The sequence below is a fragment of the Pseudoalteromonas sp. CNC9-20 genome, from assembly GCF_022347875.1.
In the GTDB taxonomy this organism is placed as follows: Bacteria; Pseudomonadota; Gammaproteobacteria; order Enterobacterales; family Alteromonadaceae; genus Pseudoalteromonas; species Pseudoalteromonas ruthenica.
The window spans coordinates 287,561-308,467 of the sequence record NZ_JAKRFS010000001.1 but is presented as its reverse complement, the minus strand read 5'-3'; the positions used below and the strand labels follow the sequence as shown (position 1 = coordinate 308,467).

11 protein-coding genes are annotated in these 20,907 nt (G+C 47.9%); 4 read left to right on the top strand and 7 right to left on the bottom strand.

All coding sequences use genetic code 11. The features are described from left to right. Positions 1-35: 35 nt before the first annotated feature. The 3 genes from MHM89_RS01390 to MHM89_RS01380 all read right to left on the bottom strand — a co-directional run bounded on the left by MHM89_RS01390 (position 36) and on the right by MHM89_RS01380 (position 6,234). Positions 36-1,850: a glycoside hydrolase family 13 protein gene (locus MHM89_RS01390; protein ID WP_239407893.1), complete on the bottom strand. Its 1,815-nt coding sequence runs from the start codon at positions 1,848-1,850 to the stop codon at positions 36-38. Next, positions 1,850-3,343 carry a tryptophan halogenase family protein gene (locus tag MHM89_RS01385; RefSeq protein WP_239407892.1) on the bottom strand — a complete coding sequence of 498 codons (1,494 nt, stop codon included), beginning with the start codon at positions 3,341-3,343 and terminating at the stop codon, positions 1,850-1,852. The genes MHM89_RS01390 and MHM89_RS01385 overlap by 1 nt, the downstream gene beginning before the upstream one ends. Positions 3,344-3,429: 86 nt before the next feature. Beyond that, positions 3,430-6,234 (bottom strand): TonB-dependent receptor, encoded by a 2,805-nt coding sequence (locus tag MHM89_RS01380; RefSeq protein WP_239407891.1) that lies wholly within the window; start codon positions 6,232-6,234, stop codon positions 3,430-3,432. A gap of 652 nt (positions 6,235-6,886) precedes the next feature. Between MHM89_RS01380 and MHM89_RS01375 the strand changes: the two genes are divergently transcribed. Then, on the top strand, positions 6,887-8,506 hold the full coding sequence (locus MHM89_RS01375; protein WP_239407890.1) for an alpha-glucosidase family protein: 1,620 nt from the start codon (positions 6,887-6,889) through the stop codon (positions 8,504-8,506). 187 nt (positions 8,507-8,693) lie between these two features. After that, entirely contained in the window at positions 8,694-8,930 is a 237-nt protein-coding gene (locus tag MHM89_RS01370; protein WP_239407889.1) for a hypothetical protein, read from the top strand. Positions 8,931-9,005: 75 nt separating this feature from the next. On the opposite strand, the gene topA is transcribed toward MHM89_RS01370, so the two are convergent. Both topA and MHM89_RS01360 read right to left on the bottom strand, forming a co-directional pair. Further along, entirely contained in the window at positions 9,006-11,651 is a 2,646-nt protein-coding gene (gene topA, locus MHM89_RS01365) for a type I DNA topoisomerase (RefSeq protein WP_138507853.1), read from the bottom strand. A 266-nt stretch (positions 11,652-11,917) separates the two neighbouring features. Further along, the gene (locus MHM89_RS01360; protein WP_239407888.1) at positions 11,918-14,830 is read right to left on the bottom strand and encodes a hypothetical protein; all 2,913 of its coding nucleotides are present in this window, start codon (positions 14,828-14,830) and stop codon (positions 11,918-11,920) included. A gap of 165 nt (positions 14,831-14,995) precedes the next feature. Between MHM89_RS01360 and MHM89_RS01355 the strand changes: the two genes are divergently transcribed. Then, positions 14,996-16,330, top strand: coding sequence for a dicarboxylate/amino acid:cation symporter (locus MHM89_RS01355; protein WP_239407887.1), 1,335 nt, complete (start codon positions 14,996-14,998; stop codon positions 16,328-16,330). Between the two features lie 54 nt (positions 16,331-16,384). On the opposite strand, the gene sohB is transcribed toward MHM89_RS01355, so the two are convergent. Continuing rightward, complete coding sequence (gene sohB, locus MHM89_RS01350) at positions 16,385-17,401, bottom strand: protease SohB (protein ID WP_151172608.1); 1,017 nt, start codon at positions 17,399-17,401, stop codon at positions 16,385-16,387. 100 nt (positions 17,402-17,501) lie between these two features. Continuing rightward, complete coding sequence (locus MHM89_RS01345) at positions 17,502-19,907, bottom strand: VolA/Pla-1 family phospholipase (RefSeq protein WP_239407886.1); 2,406 nt, start codon at positions 19,905-19,907, stop codon at positions 17,502-17,504. Positions 19,908-20,105: 198 nt separating this feature from the next. Between MHM89_RS01345 and MHM89_RS01340 the strand changes: the two genes are divergently transcribed. Continuing rightward, entirely contained in the window at positions 20,106-20,855 is a 750-nt protein-coding gene (locus MHM89_RS01340) for a YciK family oxidoreductase (RefSeq protein ID WP_022943559.1), read from the top strand. Positions 20,856-20,907 lie beyond the last annotated feature (52 nt).

Sequence of the window (20,907 nt, the reverse complement as noted above, 5' to 3'; positions counted from 1 at the left end):
CGGCCCCTTTGATATGCCGTGCATACGTATTCACTCTATTGCAGTGCTAAAATCATGGCTTGTTCAGCGCCGATTGCCAGCGTTTGATTTAACCGTAACATCTCACCACTTAGCAGGTTTTTGGCCTGCTTTGCGCCTTGTAAAATCTCGGCATAAGGTGCCAGTTCTAGGTGCTGTTTACCGCCTTTGTTCAATATCACCACAATGCGCTGCTCATTATCAATACGGGCATAAAGGTAGACATTGTCCTTGGGTGCAAAGTGCACCATCCGACCTTGACGCAGCGCGCTATGTTGTTTGCGCAACTGCAATAAGGTGCGCAGATAGCCTTGCATCTGTGTTTGCTCTGCGCTCAAGCCTTGCCCAGTGATGGCATCGGCTTGATGGCCACTGAAACCGCCGGGGAACTCAATACGAATATCCCCATGGGCATCCGAAGGGGTGTTATCAAGTAACACCTCAGTACCATAATAGACTTGGGGAATGCCACGAATAGTAAGCATCAGTGTCATTGCCAACTTGGTTTTGTTAACGCTTTGCCCGAGCTGGGTGTATATGCGGCTCATGTCATGGTTATCGGCAAACACCAGCAGGTCATCGGCGTTGGCATACATAAAATCATTACCGAGACTTTGATACACCCGTACCCAGCCGGTGTGCCAACCGGGCTCTTCATTGAGGGCTTTGACCAGAGCCGCTTGCAACGGGAAGTCCATCATTGAATTGATGGCGGTGCTAAAACCGTCTTGGTTGTGTTTGCCGCGCTGCCAATAAGCAATAATCCCTGGATTGGTGGTCCACTCTTCACCAACAATACTGAAGTTGGGATACTCGGCCATAATGGCCTGACTCCAACGGGCCATAAAGGCTTTATCGGAATAGGAATTGGTATCGACGCGAATACCGCTAAGCCCGGCCTGCTCAATCCACCATATACTGTGCTGAATCAAATAAGTGCTCAGCTCGTCTACACGCTGATTCAGGTCGGGCATTGCTGGTACAAACCACGCATCGTTAAAGCGAGTGCGATCGTATACGCTGCTGTGGGGGTCCATCACCGTTTGTCGACGATGATTATTAGCCAAAAACTCACCGCCATTGTTAATCCAATCTCGGCTCGGTTTATCGGCTACCCATGGGTGATTGACGCCAATGTGATTGGGCACCATATCCATGATCACCCCGATACCCCGCTCAGCGGCTTGCGCCACCATATCAAAATAGGCCTCATTGCCGCCCATGCGCGGGTCGATGGCATACAGGTTGGTCATCGCATACCCATGGTATGACCCCGTGGCCATATTATTTTCTCGCGCTGGAGTGAGCCATAGTTGCGTAAAGCCCATGCGCTTTAGGTAATCGAGACGCTCGGTTATCCCTTGTAAATCACCGCCACGGCGGCCGTCGCGCGCCTGACGGTCGACTTTTTCTATCATGCTGGGGTGGTTATCGTTATGCACGTTGCCGTTAGCAAAGCGATCGGGGTTAATAAGGTAGATCACATCATCACTGCTAAAACCCTGACGTTGCTTTGAATCGTGCGCCCGCGCCTTGAGTTGATAATCAAATTGCGTGCCATCGTCGGCGACAAACTGCAGTGTGCCTGGACGCGCCTGGGCACCGATATGCACGCTGAGAAACTGATAGTTGTCGGAGTCAAGATGATGCTGACGCATTAGTTTAACGCCGTCGTATGGGCGTAACTGCCACTGCCGCTGGGCAGTATTTGGGGCATGCAGCAGTAATTGCACATCGGGGTTTTGCATTCCTACCCACCAATGTTTTGGCGCCACTTCGAGGCCCTGACAGGGTAGTGCCAATAAGGCTAATAACACCATAAATACACGCATTAGCTTAGATTCCTTTGAATAAATTGTTGGTGGCTCGGCATATTTTGCACTGCCTGATTAATCAGTGTGCGCAAACTTTGCAATAATTCATCAAGTTGCTCATTTGATAATTGCTCAGCCAGTAGGTGGTGCTGTTGAGGCCAACAGTTTTGACCGATCAATACCTGCTGCCAGGCCACTTCGGCAAAGAGTTCATCTTGATAGCGGTGCACCTGCCCGCTTTGTTGGAACTGGGCGATACGCTCGCTGAGAGATGGCGGCAGTTCCATATCGGCGCAGTAACGCCAAAAACGACTATCTTGGCGCTGATTGAGGGCATAATGGAGAATAATAAAGTCGCGAATTTGCGCCATTTCGGTGCTAAATAAGCGGTTAAATGCACGCACCGAGGCGGGGGCAATGCCTTGGTGTGGAAAATGTTTCAATAAGCGGATCACCGCAGTTTGAATCAAATGGATACTGGTGGACTCAAGGGGCTCAAGGAAGCCACTGCTTAAACCGATGGCGACCACATTTTTGTGCCATTGCTGGCGCCTAGCACCAGTGCGAAATGGGATCACCCGAGGCTCATGCAATGCCTCACCGGGAAGGTTTGCTAGTAACTGCGCCTTGGCTTGGTCGTCATCGAGGTAGCGAGAGCAGTAAACTAAGCCATTACCAACGCGATGCTGCAACGGGATTTGCCACTGCCAACCGCTATCATGAGCGATGGAGCGGGTATAAGGTAGCGGGTCTTTATCGTCGCCGTGATGCGATTGCACAGCGATGGCACGGTCGCACGGTAACCAGTGTGACCAATCCTCAAAACCGACCCCTAAGGTTTGCGCTATCAACAGTGCTCGTTGACCGCTGCAATCAATGAATAAGTCCCCTTCTACGCGCTCGCCTGATTGTAACACCAACGCCTGCACATCGCCGTTATCACTTTGCTCAACCTTATCAACCTTAGCGTCTATACGCTGAACGCCAAAGTGTTCGGCGCGCTCGCGCAACAGTTGCGCATACAAGCTGGCGTCAAAATGATACGCATGCTCAGTACCGGCTAACTGGGTATTGGGTAAATGCCGCAGTGGTGCAAAGCGCCCTGCTTTTGCTGCTTGGAAATTAAGTGAGTAATCCCACAACGAATGGCCAAGACCTTGCTCTTTTGCATGGTGAAAAAGGTGATGAAAATCACAAAAGGGCAGCGCTTTACCTAAATGACCAAACGCATGCATGTAGCTGTCGCCCTTGCGACCCCAGTTTTCAAACTGGATCCCTAATTTGATCGTCGCCCCGGTGCGCTTTATCAGCGTTTTTTCATCAATCCCCAAGGCGTTGTTAAAGGCGACAATCGGCGGTATGGTCGCTTCGCCGACACCGACAGTTCCAATATCACTGGACTCTACTAAGGTAATACTCAGCTGTTTACCCAGAATTTTTTCCAGCAACGCGGCACTCAACCACCCTGCTGTACCGCCTCCTAAGATCACCACCCGATTAATATTTGCCATCTCTGCGTGCCCCGCTATTAGCTGTTAACTTCAAAAAAGCCCTTGAAAATTCAAGGGCTTTTTAAACAAGTTACGACAGTTAAGAGTTATAGCTCATACTTGAAACCGAGCAAGTAGGTACGACCATAATCTTGGTAATCACGTACTTGCAGGGCATTGTCACCTTGTAGCGAGATAAACGGCTCTTCGGTGATGTTTTGCACTTGGAAAGTAATCTCTAGACTCTCTAGGCCTTGAATACCGGAATCAGCAAAGTCATACCCAAGCTGTGCATCCCAGATGGTTTCACCTTGGATATCGACTTGGTCAGTTGAGAAACCCACACCGTAGATATCGCCTTTAAAGTCACTACGCTTACGCATGCTCGTACGTGCGGTGAAGCCATAGCGCTCATAGTACAAGGTTAAGCTTTGAATGCTGTCAGACAAACCTGGCAATTCATAGTCGTTGCCATTGGGGTCTTCCATATCCTGCTCAACACCGGTATGGCTGGCCAGTAGGCCAAAACCTTCTAGCTCATCGGCAAATAAGTTAAACGGTAATGCCACGGAAAGCTCGTAACCCCATAGGTCACCGCCACCGCCATTGATTTTACCTGAGCCGGTACCGGTGCTGTTTGGTGGAATTTCACCAGTAGCCGGGTCCGCCACGCCGTTCATATCAATCTCATAGTTACCGTCAAAAATCCATTGGTTCAGGTCTTTATAGAACACCGCTGCCGAGAAGTAACCTTCTTCACTAAAGTAGTTCTCATAGCTTAAGTCGAAGCCCGTCGCCTCTTTGGGTTCAAGCTCCGGGTTGCCGCCGGATACCGACCAATAATTGCCGTTTTCATCTGGCTGCTGGGCATTGTACGAGGCGCTGATTGAGGCATTCATTTCATCTAAGCGCGCACGAGAAATGGTTTTCGCCGCACCAAAACGCAGCGTTTGCTGCTCATCTAGAGCAAAGTTAAGGTTTAGGCTCGGCAGCACATTGCTGTAGTCGTGGCTAATATCGGTGGGTTCGGCAACAACGAGGCCATCAACGACATTAAAGGCATTACCCTGTGACGACTGTTTGGTATACACATAACGCACACCGACATTACCCGTTACTGGGATATCACCTAGCTCTGCATTAATATTGGCTTGTACAAAAGCGGCGGTGACTTCTTCTTGCACTGTCCATGAACGTGTTAAGTGCTTAGAGTCGGTTAGGCTTTCACGCAGCAGATTATAGTAACCGTCATCCACGAGTGCACGAGTATCGTAAGCGACCATTGGGCCCATGCCAATAAAGCTTAAATCGGCACTACCTAGACGATACTGCTCAGGCACTTCGAGCATGCCGACGTTCTCTGGGTAAGAGAAATCAGCCAAAGTCATAAAGTAGCCTTCAGAGACCTTGGTTTTCTCACGGTCACGATAAGACACGCCAAATTCCACACCGCTGATGTAGGCGTTATCCATTGCCTTGCTAGCGGCCAATTTCAACGTAGTTAATTCGTCTTCCACTTCTGGGGCATTAATAAAGCCATCTTGCGCGGTGTTCTCATATGGCGTACCGGTTAAGCCATATTGATTATTTAATGCCGCACTAGAACCCCAAGATAAAGGCCCACCTAATTGAATAAGGTTGAAGTCGCTGTAATCAAGCTGGTGCGAGAATTGGGCGCCGGTGTTGCCATCATCAAAGGCATAACCGATATTATCGGAAATACCGTTATTGTCACCACGACCTGTACCTGAGTAGCTTTCGATACTCCATACTTGACGCTCTACTTCGGAGCGACTGGCGTCAAATTCCAACTCCCAGTCGTTACTAAGGAGGTATTCTACATTAAAGCCAAACTGACTCAGATCCGCTTTACGCTCTTCAAAGTCGTTACGAACGACAACGCGTTGACCTTCTGTTAAGGCGCTGGTTATAAAGCCGCTGTCTGCATCAACCGTTGCGCTCTCAGGAGAGATCGAGCCTTGACCCCATGCAAACGGGACTTCAATACCACGAAGAATTTTTTCGTCAGTAAAATCAACATAAAGCGCGTCAAAGGTCATGCTCAAGTCGCTGGTAGGCGCGTATTCAAGCACTAACATCGCTGAGTCACGCTCAAGCGTTGATGAGCGCACAAAAGGTTTCGCCCCACCCAAGATTGAATAAGTATCCCCTGAGTCTGTGGTAAATTCAGGGTAGCCCCATGAGTTCCAACGCTTCTCTTGGTTGGGTGAACTCATCGTTGTATAAGCAAAAGCAACGCCAAAGGTATCGTCAGCGAACTGATCAATGTAAGAAACCGTACCACGGAAGCCTTTGTCATCGCCGTCTGGATTTAGTTTATCGAAACTCGTTTGCTCAAGCTGACCGTTAAACTGAATGACCTGCTCGCCCTTGCTTAGCGGGCGGACTGTTTGCATATCGATAACACCGGCAATGCCTTCAGCATCAAGTGACGCACTCGGTGTTTTATAGACCGTTACACCGCTCATAATTTCTGACGGGTAAAGGTCGAATTCTACGCCACGGTTGTCGCTGATAGAGACTTGTTCACGACCATTAAAGGTGGTGGCGCTCTCGTTTTCGCTAAAACCACGTACGCTGACACGTGATGCGCGACCGTCTAAGCGCTGTGCAGTCAAACCAGGTAAGCGAGCAATAGATTCAGCAATAGACGAATCTGGTAATTTACCAATGTCTTCTGCTGAGACCGACTCGACCACTTCTGTTGCAAAACGCTTGGTATTGATTGACTCGACGACACTGCGGCGAAAGCCACGTACTTCAATCACTTCAACATCTTGCTGCTCATCGGCTTGCGCCTGCGCTTCGTTGCCTTGAGCATACGCGACTTGGCTACCTAAACCGGCACTCAACAGTGCAAGCGTTAGCATACTTGGTTTGAACATAGACATAGTGTTTTATCCCGATTAACCATTTTATTAGGACCAATTGGTGATAGTTAGCGCTGCACCAATTTGGCTCGTGTTGTTGTCGCAAAAAATACTAACGCTCGTCTTAAATTATTAACAAACTTATGCATACGTATTCAATGTAATTGCAGCAGCAATATTTTACATTTTAGTTACATCAAAACTAGCAACAATCCAGTAAATATGCGAGCTTGCTAGCCCTTACAGCGCAGTTACAATTTAACACCCCCAACAATACGCTGCCCTAGCCTACCCCAGCCCCCTGAACCCATAAATAAGCCTACATCCCTTACTGTTAGGGCTACTGAGAACATGATAGTAAAAGCCCATACAGTGGCGTGGTAATTGGTCTTACCATTTATTTTTGCACTGCTTTAGTGCATTAATGGGCTGAATCGCCTTAAATAAGTGCAAGACCCGATTACCGGAACCAGCCAGCTCAATGGCACTGTTTCCATTGGTAAACAGCCTTTTGGTATCAATTTGGTAGCAAAGCCAAGCAAACACTAAAGTCACCTGATGCGCTTTTGCATACGAATACATCATGCATACGTATGCAGATTTTTTACAAGCGTTCTGAGGTTGCCGTATTCTTTGCCAAGCAAAAAAATTAACCGATGTTCTGGAGCGAAACATGGCGAACCCTCTTTGGTGGAAAGGTGCGGTAATTTATCAGATTTACCCCCGTAGCTTTCAAGATACAAACGGCGATGGAATTGGCGACCTCCGAGGTATTATTAACCGCCTTGATTACATAAAAAGCTTGGGTGTGGATGCGGTGTGGATCTCACCGTTTTTCAAATCGCCAATGAAGGATTTCGGTTATGACATCAGCGACTATCGTGATATCGACCCTATTTTTGGCGATCTTACCGACTTCGATGAACTGATCGCCGAAGCGCATCAACGCGATATTAAAATCATTATTGATCAGGTATTGAGCCACACCTCTGATCAACATCCCTGGTTCTTGCAAAGCCGCGAATCAAACAATAATGACTATGCTGATTGGTACGTGTGGGCAGACGCTAAAGAAGATGGCACGCAGCCTAACAATTGGCTATCCATTTTCGGCGGCCCGGCATGGCAATGGGAACCTCGTCGCGAACAGTATTATTTGCATAACTTTCTTACCGAGCAGCCAGACCTTAATTTTCATAACCCGCAAGTGCGCCAAGCGGTGCTTGATAACGTGGAGTTTTGGCTCAAAAAAGGGGTTGATGGCTTCCGCTTAGATGCCATTAACTTTTGTTATCACGACGCTCAATTACGTGATAACCCGGCAAAGCCAAAAGAAAAGCGTCAAGGCCGTGGTTTTAGCGAAGATAACCCGTACGCTTTTCAATACCATTACTACAACAACACGCAACCTGAAAACCTCGACTTTATGCGCGATATTCGTGCCTTACTCGACAAGTACCCGGGTACGGTAGCACTTGGGGAGATCTCCTCTGAGGATTCCCTTGCGACCATGGCCGAATACACCAGCGGCGGCGACAAGCTGCATATGGGATATAGTTTCGAGCTACTAACTGATGATTACAGCAGCGCCTATATTCGTAAAACGGTCGAGACCTTAGAGGCGAATATGCTCGAGGGCTGGCCTTGCTGGGCGTTTAGTAATCATGATGTGGAGCGTGTTGCCAGCCGTTGGGCAAAAAACGGCGAAGTTAACCCTGAACAAGTAAAAATGTTGACCGCACTGCTTGGCTCCCTACGTGGCAGTGTATGCATGTATCAAGGCGAAGAACTGGCATTAGGCGAAGCGGATGTTGCATTCGAAGATTTGCAAGACCCCTATGGCATCACTTTTTGGCCCAACTTTAAAGGCCGTGATGGCTGTCGCACGCCGATGCCTTGGCAAGACGGTGAGCACGCCGGGTTTAGCACGGTAAAACCATGGCTGCCGGTAAGCCATGCTCACAGCCTACACCATGTTGCCAAACAACAACAGGATGCTCATTCAACGCTCAATGCCTACAGCGAATTTATGGCTTGGCGGCGTCAGCATCGTGCGTTAGTTGAAGGTGACATTCACTTTATTGATACTCATGAGCCCGTTCTTGCCTTTATCCGCAACCACGGTGATGAGTCCATATGTTGTTATTTTAACCTATCGGAGCAACCCGTGAGTGTCGAAGTAACGCACGCGCCCAGTCATCAATATCAAGATTCGTTGCGCCATCACACTGGGCGATTGCAAGACCAAACACTGAATTTACCTGCATTTGGCTGTTGGTTTGCTCGCCTTTAACCCCTTCCCTTGTGTCATAAAACGTGACATTTTTTAGCACCCTACGGGGTGCTTTTTTTGTGCTTGTTCAAAAGTCATGTTGTTCACCCAAGGACAACGTCGGTTATCTTGACGATAAAAATAACTCACTTTCTAAAAACCGGGTATTACGCTAAAAATAAAGCACTTTCCAAAGAGGAACTATGCAATGAAATACCTTGTTTTAAGTGCGCTGTTTGCTATTGGCTTACACAATGCTTTTGCCAGCGATGACCTACCAGTCGCCCCCGAGGAGATAATCAAGGAGCACACGCAGATGTGCCTAGACTGGGCCACGGAAGATGACATCGATGCGCAAAGCCAGTATCAGTATGTGCTCGACTGTGTCAATGATGAGCTCAGTGACAATGGTTACCAGCACGTACAACAAGTGAATATCAAATAGCCACTTGCCTAATATGGGCCTAGGGGAGTAAAAAAGCCGCTCAATCATTGTGAGCGGCTTTTTCTTTTTTGCGGGTTACTTTTTCTTTTTCGCTTTCTTTTTCTCTTCTTCAACCCATTTACCATTTTCGTAGGTTGCCTTCCAGCCGGTCGCTTTACCATCGACTTCTGTCATTACATACTGCGACTTAGTCTTACGGCTAAAACGTACTACCGCTGGGTTACCATCAGAGTCAGTCTCTGGCGCATCGGCTAAATAGTAAAATTTAGGTGATATTCGATCGCGAAAACGCTTTAATTCAGAAACCTTAGGTGCCCGAGTCTCCCGTGACTTAGGAAAAGTAGAGGCAGCCAAGAATATACCGGCAGCGCCATCACGCAGCACGAAATAGGCATCCGATTTCTCGCATTCAAGCTCAGGCAAGTGCACCGGGTCCTCTTTAGGTGGTGCCGGCTCGCCATTTTTGAGCAGTTTACGAGTATTTTTACAGTCTTCATTGGTACAGCCAAAATACTTACCGAAGCGACCGTTTTTCAGCTCCATATCGGCGCCACACTTATCGCACTCAATAATCGGACCATCATAGCCCTTGAGCTTAAACTGCCCTTGTTCAATGAGGTAGCCACTGCACGCGGGATTATTACCACAGACATGCAGTTTTCGGGTTTCATCAATTAAATATGAATCCATGGCGGTTTCACATTTAGGGCAACGCTTCATTTGCATCAGTGTTGATGTTTCAACATCTTCTACTTCATCGGCATTGACCGCTTCCTCACCAGGCGTGAGATTCATGGTGGTGGTGCAGCGCTCTTTAGGGGGCAAGTTATACCCAGTACAACCTAAGAATACACCGGTTGATGCTGTGCGGATCCCCATTTTTCTGCCACAGCTAGGACAATCAATGTCAGTCTCGACCATTTGGTTTTGACGCATTCCGCCTTGCGCCTCATCGCCACTGGCAATGGCTAACTTTTCCGAGAAGTCAGCATAAAAGTTATCCAGCACTTGAGTCCACTGACGCTCGCCCTCGGCAATATCATCCAGGCGCTCTTCCATTTTGGCGGTAAAGTCGTAGTTCAACAGCTCGGTAAAGTTCTCAACAAGGCGATCGGTGACGATTTCACCCATTTTTTCAGCGAAGAAACGACGGTTTTCCACCCGCACATAGCCTCTGTCCTGAATAGTGCCGATGATCGAAGCATAGGTTGAGGGTCGACCGATACCGCGCTTCTCAAGCTCTTTAACCAAGCTTGCTTCACTGTATCGCGCTGGCGGCTTGGTAAAGTGCTGTTGTGGGTCCAGCTTATCTAAGCTTAATTCATCACCGACACTCAATGCTGGCAGCGCTTGCTCTTCATCGCTTTTCTTGCGCACGGCAGGTTGCACTCGGGTCCAACCATCAAAGCGCAATACGCGGCCTTTGGCTTTAAGCTCAAACTCACCCGCGGTGACCGTCACTGTGGTTAAATCGTATTGCGCTGGCACCATTTGGCAGGCAACAAATTGACGCCAAATAAGCTCATACAGTTTCTTCGCGTCAGCATCAACACCCTCAACATGCCCTGAAAGAACGTTCACATCTGACGGTCGGATTGCTTCGTGCGCTTCTTGTGCGTTGCCTTTTGCGCTGTAAATATTGGCTTTTTCCGGCAGGTAATTGTCGCCAAAATTATCGGCCACATAACCGCGACACATGGCGATAGCGTCTTGTGACAAGTTAGTCGAGTCGGTACGCATATAGGTAATATAACCGGCTTCGTAAAGACGCTGCGCTAGCATCATGGTCTTTTTAACGCCATAGCCTAAGCGCGTACTGGCCGCTTGTTGCATGGTGGAGGTGATAAAAGGCGCACTTGGGCGGCTTTTACTCGGTTTTTCTTCAACGTCGGTAACTTGGTACTGAGCCGATTGCAGCTGCGCCACAGCGGCCTCTGCTTGGTCTTTATTAACCGGTTTAAAGGCTTTACCTTGCTCTTTGGTTACCAGAAGACGTAACGCATCGGCTTTGGCTTGTACATCGGCATGAATATCCCAAAACTCTTGCGGGATAAAGGCCTTGATTTCGCGCTCGCGTTCCACGAGAAGACGAACGGCAACGGACTGCACGCGCCCAGCAGATAACCCGCGCGCCACCTTTTGCCACAACAAAGGCGAGACCATAAAGCCAACCACACGGTCTAGGAAGCGTCGCGCTTGCTGAGCCTGTACCATATCGGTATTCAGCTCGCCCGGGGTAGAAAAGGCCTGTTGAATGGCATTTTTGGTGATTTCGTTAAAAACCACCCGTTTGTACTTCGACTTATCACCGCCGATAATCTCTTCAAGGTGCCATGCAATGGCTTCCCCTTCTCTATCCAAATCCGTTGCGAGATAAATTTCATCTGCCGTTTCGGCGAGCTTTTTTAATTCTTGAACAACTTTTTCTTTACCGGGTAACACCTCATAGTGAGGCTCCCAGCCTTTTTCTGGGTCTATACCCATGCGTGCAACTAGGTTTTGATAGTCACGCTTCTTTTTATAGGCGGCTTTTTCCTCAGGGGCCATTTTGCGCACTTCGGCGGGGGATTTTGCCGCAGGCGCCTTCGCCTTACCTGACCCTGAGGTGGGAAGGTCGCGTACGTGACCTACGCTGGACTTAACAACATAGTCCTTGCCTAGGTATTTATTAATTGTTTTTGCTTTTGCAGGAGACTCTACAATGACTAGCGATTTGCCCATAATAGCCTAAGTTGACCTATCTCTTTTTATAATGATTGCCCTTGTTCGTGGGCACGAATAAATATAGGTATATCTACAAACACCTATTGTTACAAGCTTTGACGCTAAACTTTTATCTAATCAGCGATTTTTTGACCAGCTGTTGCTGTGATTTTGTCCGTTATGGTGATTAATCACCGATGCACAGGCTAACGCCGGGCAATATATAGGAATAAAAACAAAAATGCCAACCGAGTGGTTGGCATTTTGTTTAATCGTTATGACATTTACCTGTCATCCTTAACCCCCATACCGGCCTTAACGATTTTATCAGCACCATCATCAAAGCCTGATGGAATGGTGAAGGTAATAACAAGAGATCCTTCATTTTTGTTATTCCCTTCTGGCTCTCTTGAGATAGTGACTTCGTGGTACATGGTTTCCGTCGAATTTGTGTTAGAAATTATGCTGTTACCGCTGCGAATATCAAGATCGCCATTAGATGCCTCAACATCAATTTCTGTGCCCACTGGTAGCGGGTTACCAAATTCATCGCTGTAGAAAATACCAATCTCCAGAGAAGCAAAACCGCCTGCGCTCAGGTCAACCCACTCTACATCACACCATTTCAGCGGAATGCCGTCTTCACCGATTACAGACGCCGCATTAGTTGATTCTAACCTAATGAAATCAGAGCCTATGCACTGCTCTTGAAGGGTGGCAAAACGTACATAAGGCTGATCGCCAGACATCACCAGCTCTACGCTGCTGCGCACCTCAATCAGTTCACGAGTACACTCTCCGGCCGCCTCAGCTTCTTGTGAGCACAATAGACCATTGTATTTGCCGTCGGCTTCATCAAAGATGCCATCGTTATCAAGGTCACGCCAAGTTTCGTTATGACCGCCTCGCGAGATTAGCTCTGAACAAGGGTCAGTAGGCCCAGGTGCAGGGTCGCAGTTGGCTTTATCGAAGGTGCCGTTTTCGTTATGGTCGATAAAGGCCTCGGTTAAGTCATATTCTTGATAGTACTCACCAATATCGAATAGGCCATTGCGGCGGGTCACACCACCACTTGACTCTTCATCAACGAAGTTTTCTTGGCCTTTGGCTACCGCCATCACGGTAACGCGACCACCCATGACAATACCGTTAGGGTCGTTTTTAGCGCGTACCATACCATTGATACAAGGGGCTGCTGCACCAAAATATGGGTCACAGTTTTGCTCACCGGTTTTTGGATTAATGCCCTCGGTGGTAGATGAGTCACCATCGATATCACCAATACGGTTACCCCATTTGTAATCCCAAAACGGTCTATCGCCTTGGCTGCGCCATTGAATGGTACAGGCCGCATCGGTGGTTTGACACTTAAAGGTGGGGTTAAACTGCGTACCATCAATTAGCCCTGTAGCGCCCGCCTCAGCAAGTACCGTTGCTTCAACACCATCACCACTTAACTGATTAAACTGGTCACCAAAAAATACCGTAAGGTTTGAAATAACCTCGTTGTAGTAAAGCGAGTTGGAATTTATAACATCGGTGCTTAAATCAAAGCTGTTTTGATCGGTCACGCCTGAGCTTAAAGTAAGCAAGCTCGATACCGAGCTGATTTGCTCGCTTAGCGGAATAAGTTGAAGCTCGCCTTCAGGGCAAGAGCTTGGGGCATCGGCTGCTTGACAAGCTTGATACTCATCAACCCAACAGGTCAAATCATCACCTTCAGGCAAAGCGGCCACATCGGCTTTTGGTACATAGCAGGCTTTTACAACTAGGGCACCAGGGACCACACCTGATGTGACTGTGGTTTGCACCACACCGTTGTTATCGGTATTACTTGTTACCTGTGTCAGTGTTGCTTCACCGGTGCCGTCCGTCAAACGAAAATCGATGCGGTCCTGAGCGACTGGGTTGCCATCTTCATCAAGAAGTTTAAAGCGCACCACAGATTGGGTAGGTACACCGCCCTCCCCCGGGGGAAGAGAAATAAACGCCTCACTTACATCCATAAATTGGATAGACTGCACAGGCGACGCTTCAACCGGAATAATAGTTGTTGCGGTATAGTTCTTACCGCCAGTTTCTACTGTTACAGTGACGTTATCTTCAATGTTACAGCCGTTCGCGCGGTAGGTTGCTGTAGCAATACCGGCACGCGATTTTACTTTATCATCCAAAGTAGACTGGCCGCTGGCGGCACAAGTAGAGCTAAATTCAACATCGGTCGGAGTTTGGAATAGGTTGCCTTCCTCATCGCGAAGCTGCACTTCGATAACTGTACTGCCACCGGCTTTAAGTGGAATAACATTATTGTTGTTATCCGTTGCCAAGCCGTTATCAACTGTCAGCTCTAAATCTACCACACCCACAGCAAAGTTAGTGGTGTCAGTGACGCCCAATGCTTCGGCGGTAATCGTACCTGCGCCACCTTGGTTGCCTGGCTGTAAACGCAATAAAGCGCGGCCAAACGAGTCGGTTAACGCAGTACCAGAGGATGGTAATACCGTGCCCACTGAGGTCTGGGCATTAACGATTGCTGAGCCCACGCCGTCGCCACTTTGAATACTGGTTACTTCAACGTAAATCTCACCCACTTCATTAGAAGAAATGCTATTTACAATATTACAACCGGTATTCGGGTCACGAGGGTCAAGCATGACGTTATCACGCTCATTATCCCAGCCAGTGTTACATCCGCTGAGCAGCAGCACATCAACATTGGCAGTTTCCTCGGTAATAACAACATCATCCCCTCGTGTAGTAAAGTCAGCTCGCGCTGTCACTTCATCGCCTGATGCGGAGGTGTAGGTTGCTGTTATACGGCCGGCTCCACTTACTTGGCCAGGAGTAATGTCTACTTCTGCAACACCATCTGCATTCGTTTGCGCTGAAGTTTGTTGTAGCTGACCCAGAGTATATCCTCCCAGCTCTTGAAGACTAAACTCAATCGCTACACCAGATACAGATCCAGAGGTTGCACTGACATTTGCCACAGCTGTAGCTGAGTTTTCTTTAGAAAGAGGGTTTTCGGGAGTGATTTCATTGCCTTCACTGTCCACCACGGTTACGGTAATGGAATAACTACCAGAAGAACTACCATCTCCCCCCGTGTCACCACCTTCTTCTAAACTGCCGCCGCCACCGCAGGCGACTAGAAGTAAACTCAGTAAAGAGGCACTGAGCAATCGCACAAAACGCATTGACTTCTCCCTAACGTTTTATTGTTTAAATTATTTACTTAATATTAACCCAGGATGAGTGAATTACGCATTCCTTTTTTGAAAAAAGTTGTCGTTTTTCGCTGCATTGAGTGATTTTCGCTGATAGGCTATAGCGAATTACAATAACGAAGATGAATCATACCTATGTCTGAAAAAGGTTCAATGTCTCTCACCACGCGTATTATGATTGGTATGGCGCTAGGTGTTGTTGTCGGCTTTTTGTTCAAGTTGATTTTGGCCGGTGAAGACGAATTATTACTTGATTTAGGCTTGTTTGCCTTTCCTGTTAAAGGCTTTTTTGTTGACGGTTTATTCAATATTGGCGGGCAAATCTTCATTGCCAGCCTAAAAATGTTGGTGGTGCCACTGGTATTTGTGTCCCTCGTTTGTGGTACTTGTAGCCTCAGTGACCCGAAAACCTTAGGTCGTTTAGGTGGTAAGTCTATCGCCATGTATGTGGGTACCACCGCCATTGCCATCACCGTCGCCATTACCTTAGCGCTGTTAGTAAGCCCTGGCGATGGCGTCACCTTGCCAAATGATGCGACCTTTGATGCGAAAGAAGCGCCGACGCTGGCTCAGGTCATCATCAATATGTTCCCCACGAACCCTATTGATGCCATGGCCAGTGGTAACATGTTGCAGGTCATTGTTTTTGCGCTACTATTCGGTATTGCTATGGCCCTCAGTGGCGAAGCGGGCCAGCGCCTAAGCGCCGTTTTTGAGGACCTCAATAACGTCATTCTTAAACTGGTTACCTTACTTATGAACATTGCCCCTTACGGGGTCTTTTGTTTGATGGCAAAACTGTTTACGACCATTGAGCTGGGGCTTATTTGGAGCCTGATGAAGTATTTCGGTGTGGTGGTCGCAGCGCTGCTGATCCATGGGTTTATTAACTACTCTATCCTATTGAAAGTGCTGACTGGCTTAAATCCTGTCACCTTTTTATCGCAAATGAAGCACACTTGTTTGTTTGCGTTTAGCACCTCAAGTTCCAGTGCAACCATGCCTATTACACTTGAGACCGCGACTAAAAAGCTCGGTGCCAGTAACTCCGTAGCCTCATTCACTGTGCCACTGGGAGCCACTATTAATATGGATGGCACCGCCATTATGCAAGGCTGTGCAACCGTGTTTATCGCTCAAGTGTTTGGTGTCGATTTAAGTATTTCAGATTACCTAATGGTTATTCTTACCGCCACATTGGCATCCGTTGGAACCGCTGGAGTGCCAGGAGTTGGCTTGATTATGCTGGCGATGGTACTGAATCAGGTGGGCCTCCCCGTCGAAGGTATCGCGATTATTATCGGCGTCGATAGATTGTTAGATATGACGCGTACAGCGGTTAATGTGACCGGTGATTGTATGGTTACCTGTGTTGTCGCCAAATCTGAAGGACAGCTTGATGAGACCGTCTTTAACGATCTCGAGTCGGCTAAAGAACTGGAAGAATATAAGCCCAAAGCAAGAAGCTAACTTCACTTGTATAAAAAAACCTCGCCGTTGTGGCGAGGTTTTTTTAAATCTAAATTAAGGTCTCAGGCGCTGACCCTTAGACCATATCTTTAAACCTGCTTTTTCCACCGCGAGGCTTAGGCTATGCGCGACTTTATCCGCCAAGCCTTGTTTTTTCTTATAGCTCACTTTGTAAGCTTGTCGCTCTTTACTCAGTGCCAGTAATTCATCATCACTGGTCGTGATTCTATCCACTAACCCTTTTTCTTTGGCATCAATCGCAAACCAGTGCTCCCCGGTAGCGACGGTGCCTAAGTCTAATTCAGGGCGATGCTCGCTGACAAAGTGTTTGAACAATTGATGCGTTTGCTCGATTTCTTGGCGGAACTTTTCTCGCCCTTCATCGGTGTTTTCACCAAACAAAGTGAGGGTCCGCTTATACTGCCCTGCGGTAATGAGCTCTAGATCAATATCGTTTTTTTTCAGCACCTTATTAAAGTTTGGTATTTGCGCAACCACACCAATAGAGCCAACAATAGCAAAAGGCGCAGCAATGATTTCATCGCCAACACATGCCATCATATATCCACCACTGGCGGCGACTTTATCAATGGCGATGGTCAGTGGTATCTGTGCCGCTTTCAAACGGGCCAGTTGCGACGCTGCTAAGCCATACCCATGAACAACGCCTCCGCCGCTTTCCAAGCGCACTAATACCTTATCTTTTTGCTTATCGGCCAATGTTAAAATCGCCGTGACTTCCTCACGTAGGCTCTCAACTTCATGAGCATCCATGGAGCCAACAAAATCAATCACGTATAGGCGCCCTTGCTCTGCGTCACCGCTGTCACTTTTAGCTGCCTTTTTCTGTTCTTTTTTGAGCGCTTTTAAGGCTTTTTTATCCAGGGTGTTTGCTAAAAAGTCATCTTTCAACTGTTTTAACTTTGCAGAGAGATCGTCAACCTGAAGTGATCCTTCTTTACTTTTAGGTTTATTTGCCGCTCCTGCAATCATTGCGATGATAATGACGATTGCCACTAAAAAAGTCAGGGTTTTTGCAAAAAATAACCCGTATTCATAAATATACTCCACCTAGAGTCCCTCTTTCATTGTTGATGCACGGCAATGTAGCACAGCCATTAGCCACAAAAAAGCCGCGCAATTGCGCGGCTGATAGTCGAACCCCGTGTGCTTACTGGGCTATCACATCTTCATTAGTGATAGGCAATATCGTACCTTTGGATTTCAGATAGGTCGCTACTTGCTGTTGCATTTCAGCATTCGCTGCGGCGCTATCTGCTGCACTTGCTCCTGCTTGCGGGTTCGCAGCTGGCGTCAAAAGGGTACCATGGTGGCCTTTACTAAAGCGTACAAGGTAGCTTTGTGGGCTATCTGCTAACTGCGTTTGTGCTGCATTGTCAGCGCCCATCATCATTGCAAGAGGAATAGTGCCGGCAATGGGGTTGCTCTCAACCATAGGCGGGATCACCGTATCCGGCTTGTTTTCCATGCCATCACCCACAACCACGCTGGTGTAAACTGGGGTTTGCTGTGCGTTTACACGCATTGCGTAGTTGGTTGGGTCTCCAGCATCAAGCAATGTTTGTGCAGCGTAGGTAAACTGCGTTAACAACCCTTGAATATTAGCCAAGCTGGCAGTGTCACCTTGAGCTGTTAACTGCGCTAAAAACGCTTGGTAACCACAGCCAACATACGCCTCTTGGTTATCAATAAATTGTGCACAGCTAGAGACTGCGCCCTCTTGTAGGAATGCGCCAAACGCTGCTGACTCATCGGTTCCTGCGCCAGCTAATACTGAACCTTGGATAAATGGCCCAAATGAATCTGAAGCAAGTAAGAAATTGGCGATACCGCCGCCGCCACTGCCAAGTGCCACAGTGTTCACTTTAAACAATGGATCAACCTGAGGGTCAAGCTCCGCATTCGTCATAGATAAGAAAGCCGGGGCCACGACCGCACCTAAGGAGTGACCGACGAAGCCCACATCCATCGTGTTGAGCATAGGGTCGTTGGCAAAATTAAGACCTAGGCGCAAACCCAATAAATCCGCAGCTGATTGGCGTAAGTTATCACGCGCCACCAGCAATGAATTCAAATTCATATACGCAAGCACAGAGCCTGTGGTCGCATTAAAATCGTCAGTGCCATCATTGTCGACATCGATTCCACGCTCACCGTGAGCCGGGTGGTCAATAGCAACGGTGGCAAAACCTTGAATACTTAGCGCCGCAGTCAACGCCAGCATATCCTCTTTGCGACTGGTAATCCCATGTTGCATGATAACAACTGGCCAGCCAGCAGCAGGCATGCTCATGGCATCAAGCCCAAGCTGACTGCGGATAGCGTTTAGGGTCATTAAATCTGCCGGTTTTGTAACCTGTACAGGTATATTGCGATAGCTCTGTACTTTCGGGATGGTGTTGTATTTCGTTAGGTGACGTTTGTCATCCAAGCTTAAATCACGCAATTGACCGCCGCTGAGAGCAGCACATACCGCATCATTTTCACTCACTGGTTGCTCAGGGAATGCTTCGCCAGCCTGCTCTTTGTAACCAAGCACGGTTACAGCGCTGTCGCAGTTTGCTTGCCAGTAGGTGTCGTTTAAATCACTGAGCTCTTTGCCTTGTGGGCTTTTTAAGTAGTAAGGAAGAACAATGCTGCCTTTTTCATAGCTCACTGCGTTAAATGCAGGATTAATGTCTTGCATGCCTTGAGCCGCAAAAACCTGCCCTACTGTGAGCGCAGGCTGTTGTGGGATCATCATCTCAGGCTTAGGTAAGCTATCTTGAGTGAGCGACGCAGCAAGCAAGCTTTTAATCGTGCCGAGCACTTCACCAGCACTTTGCATGGTCATCGCCGCTGAGTAAATAATGTCGTCTTTGCTTAGATCACTGCCGCCAACAATAACGTCTTCGTAACTATTGATCACCGCTTGCAAGCTCAGTTGCTGCTCAGTAACAAGTGGGTCTTCACTGCTAACGCTAGCATAGGTCGATGACGGAGCAATGGCGTTACCGGCTGAGTCGGTCAGGCCGTTGGTCAATACCGTAATGTACGAGCGCCCTTGAGTAAATGGCTTAAGTGGCACCACGGCCACGGAGTTGCCACTGGCTTGGGTGATAAAGTCAACGCCAAAATTAAGTTCTTTAACATATTCACAGGCAATGCCTGCCGGTACTTGAGCGCAGGTTTGTGAGCTTTGGTCGGCGCCCATCACAACTTCAAAAATACGCACATTACCCGGTGTTGCTGCCGATGTTGCATCAAGGCTTACACCAGGGGAAAAGTCGAAATCAATGGCATACGGCATTTGCGTCGACCACCCATCTAACGCACCGAGCGCCAGTTGGGGGTTAGTGTAATCATCGCCTTCACCAGGAATATTCAAGGTGCCATCGGTGGTGCCGCTTAAAAGCAGATCATTGGGTACGGAGATTTCCCCGGCACCGGGGTCAAACACCACTGTGGATTGCGGAACAACCGTAGGTGTTTCATTTTTAACGTCTTCGAGCGTTTCTCCGCCACCACAGCCAGCGAGCGCAGACGCTACAGCGAGAGGAAGTAGCAATTTTTTCATGTTGTTGGCTCCAAACCTTTTTTATTGTTATCTGCTTATTATGTGTGTATTAAAGATAGCAAAATGTTAATGACACATTAGACCAGTTTAACTTAACGTAAACCTATGCCTTTCGCCACTTAATTTTGTAATTAAATCGATTACTTGTTATTTGAGTATGGTAAAATTCTTAAAAAGATCATGCTCTAGGTGCAGCTTATGCAAAACTACCAAGCAAGTGCAAATGCATTAGATGAAAAAGTCATATTAATTACTGGGGCTGGCGACGGCATCGGCCGGGTTGCCGCGTTAACCTATGCCAAATACGGTGCTACAGTAATTTTATTAGGTAAAACAACTAAAAAACTCGAAGCCGTTTACGATGAAATCGTCGCTGCAGGTGGCCCTCAACCAGCGATTGTTCCATTAGATTTAAAAGGCGCCACGCAGCAAAATTACCGTGATCTGGCCGCCACTATTGATCAGCAATTTGGTAAGCTCGATGGCTTATTAAACAATGCGGGTATCCTGGGTGCATTAGGCCCGATGGAACATTTCTGTACATCCACTTTCGAGAACATCATGAAGGTCAATGTCACTGCGCAAGCAATGCTGACCAAAGCGTTGTTTCCTGTATTAAAGAAATCAAACAATGCATCGGTTGTGTTTACGTCGTCGGGCGTTGGCCGCGAAGGCCGCGAATTTTGGGGGGCTTATGCTATTTCTAAATTTGCCACCGAAGGCATGATGCAGACATGGTCGAAAGAAGTCGATAAAACCAATATTCGCATCAATTGTATTAACCCAGGTGCCACCCGCACGAGTATGCGTGCCAGTGCTTACCCGGGAGAAGACAAAGACAAGCTAGCAACGCCTGAAGACTTGATGCCCACGTACCTTTATTTAATGAGTGATGACTCTAGCGACGTTAATGGTCAGTCGTTGGATGCGCAAATTAAAAAGAAATAATTAGCACATCATAGATGTAAAAAACGCCGCGTTGATTGCGGCGTTTTTTGTA

Bases quoted from the DNA above. Each gene is read 5' to 3' on its own strand.
- MHM89_RS01360 (WP_239407888.1), bottom strand. From the start codon at position 14,830: ATGCGTTTTGTGCGATTGCTCAGTGCCTCTTTACTGAGTTTACTTCTA.
- MHM89_RS01375 (WP_239407890.1), top strand. From the start codon at position 6,887: ATGGCGAACCCTCTTTGGTGGAAAGGTGCGGTAATTTATCAGATTTAC.
- MHM89_RS01385 (WP_239407892.1), bottom strand. From the start codon at position 3,343: ATGGCAAATATTAATCGGGTGGTGATCTTAGGAGGCGGTACAGCAGGG.
- MHM89_RS01340 (WP_022943559.1), top strand. From the start codon at position 20,106: ATGCAAAACTACCAAGCAAGTGCAAATGCATTAGATGAAAAAGTCATA.
- MHM89_RS01355 (WP_239407887.1), top strand. From the start codon at position 14,996: ATGTCTGAAAAAGGTTCAATGTCTCTCACCACGCGTATTATGATTGGT.
- MHM89_RS01390 (WP_239407893.1), bottom strand. From the start codon at position 1,850: ATGCGTGTATTTATGGTGTTATTAGCCTTATTGGCACTACCCTGTCAG.
- topA (WP_138507853.1), bottom strand. From the start codon at position 11,651: ATGGGCAAATCGCTAGTCATTGTAGAGTCTCCTGCAAAAGCAAAAACA.
- MHM89_RS01345 (WP_239407886.1), bottom strand. From the start codon at position 19,907: ATGAAAAAATTGCTACTTCCTCTCGCTGTAGCGTCTGCGCTCGCTGGC.
- MHM89_RS01370 (WP_239407889.1), top strand. From the start codon at position 8,694: ATGAAATACCTTGTTTTAAGTGCGCTGTTTGCTATTGGCTTACACAAT.
- MHM89_RS01380 (WP_239407891.1), bottom strand. From the start codon at position 6,234: ATGTCTATGTTCAAACCAAGTATGCTAACGCTTGCACTGTTGAGTGCC.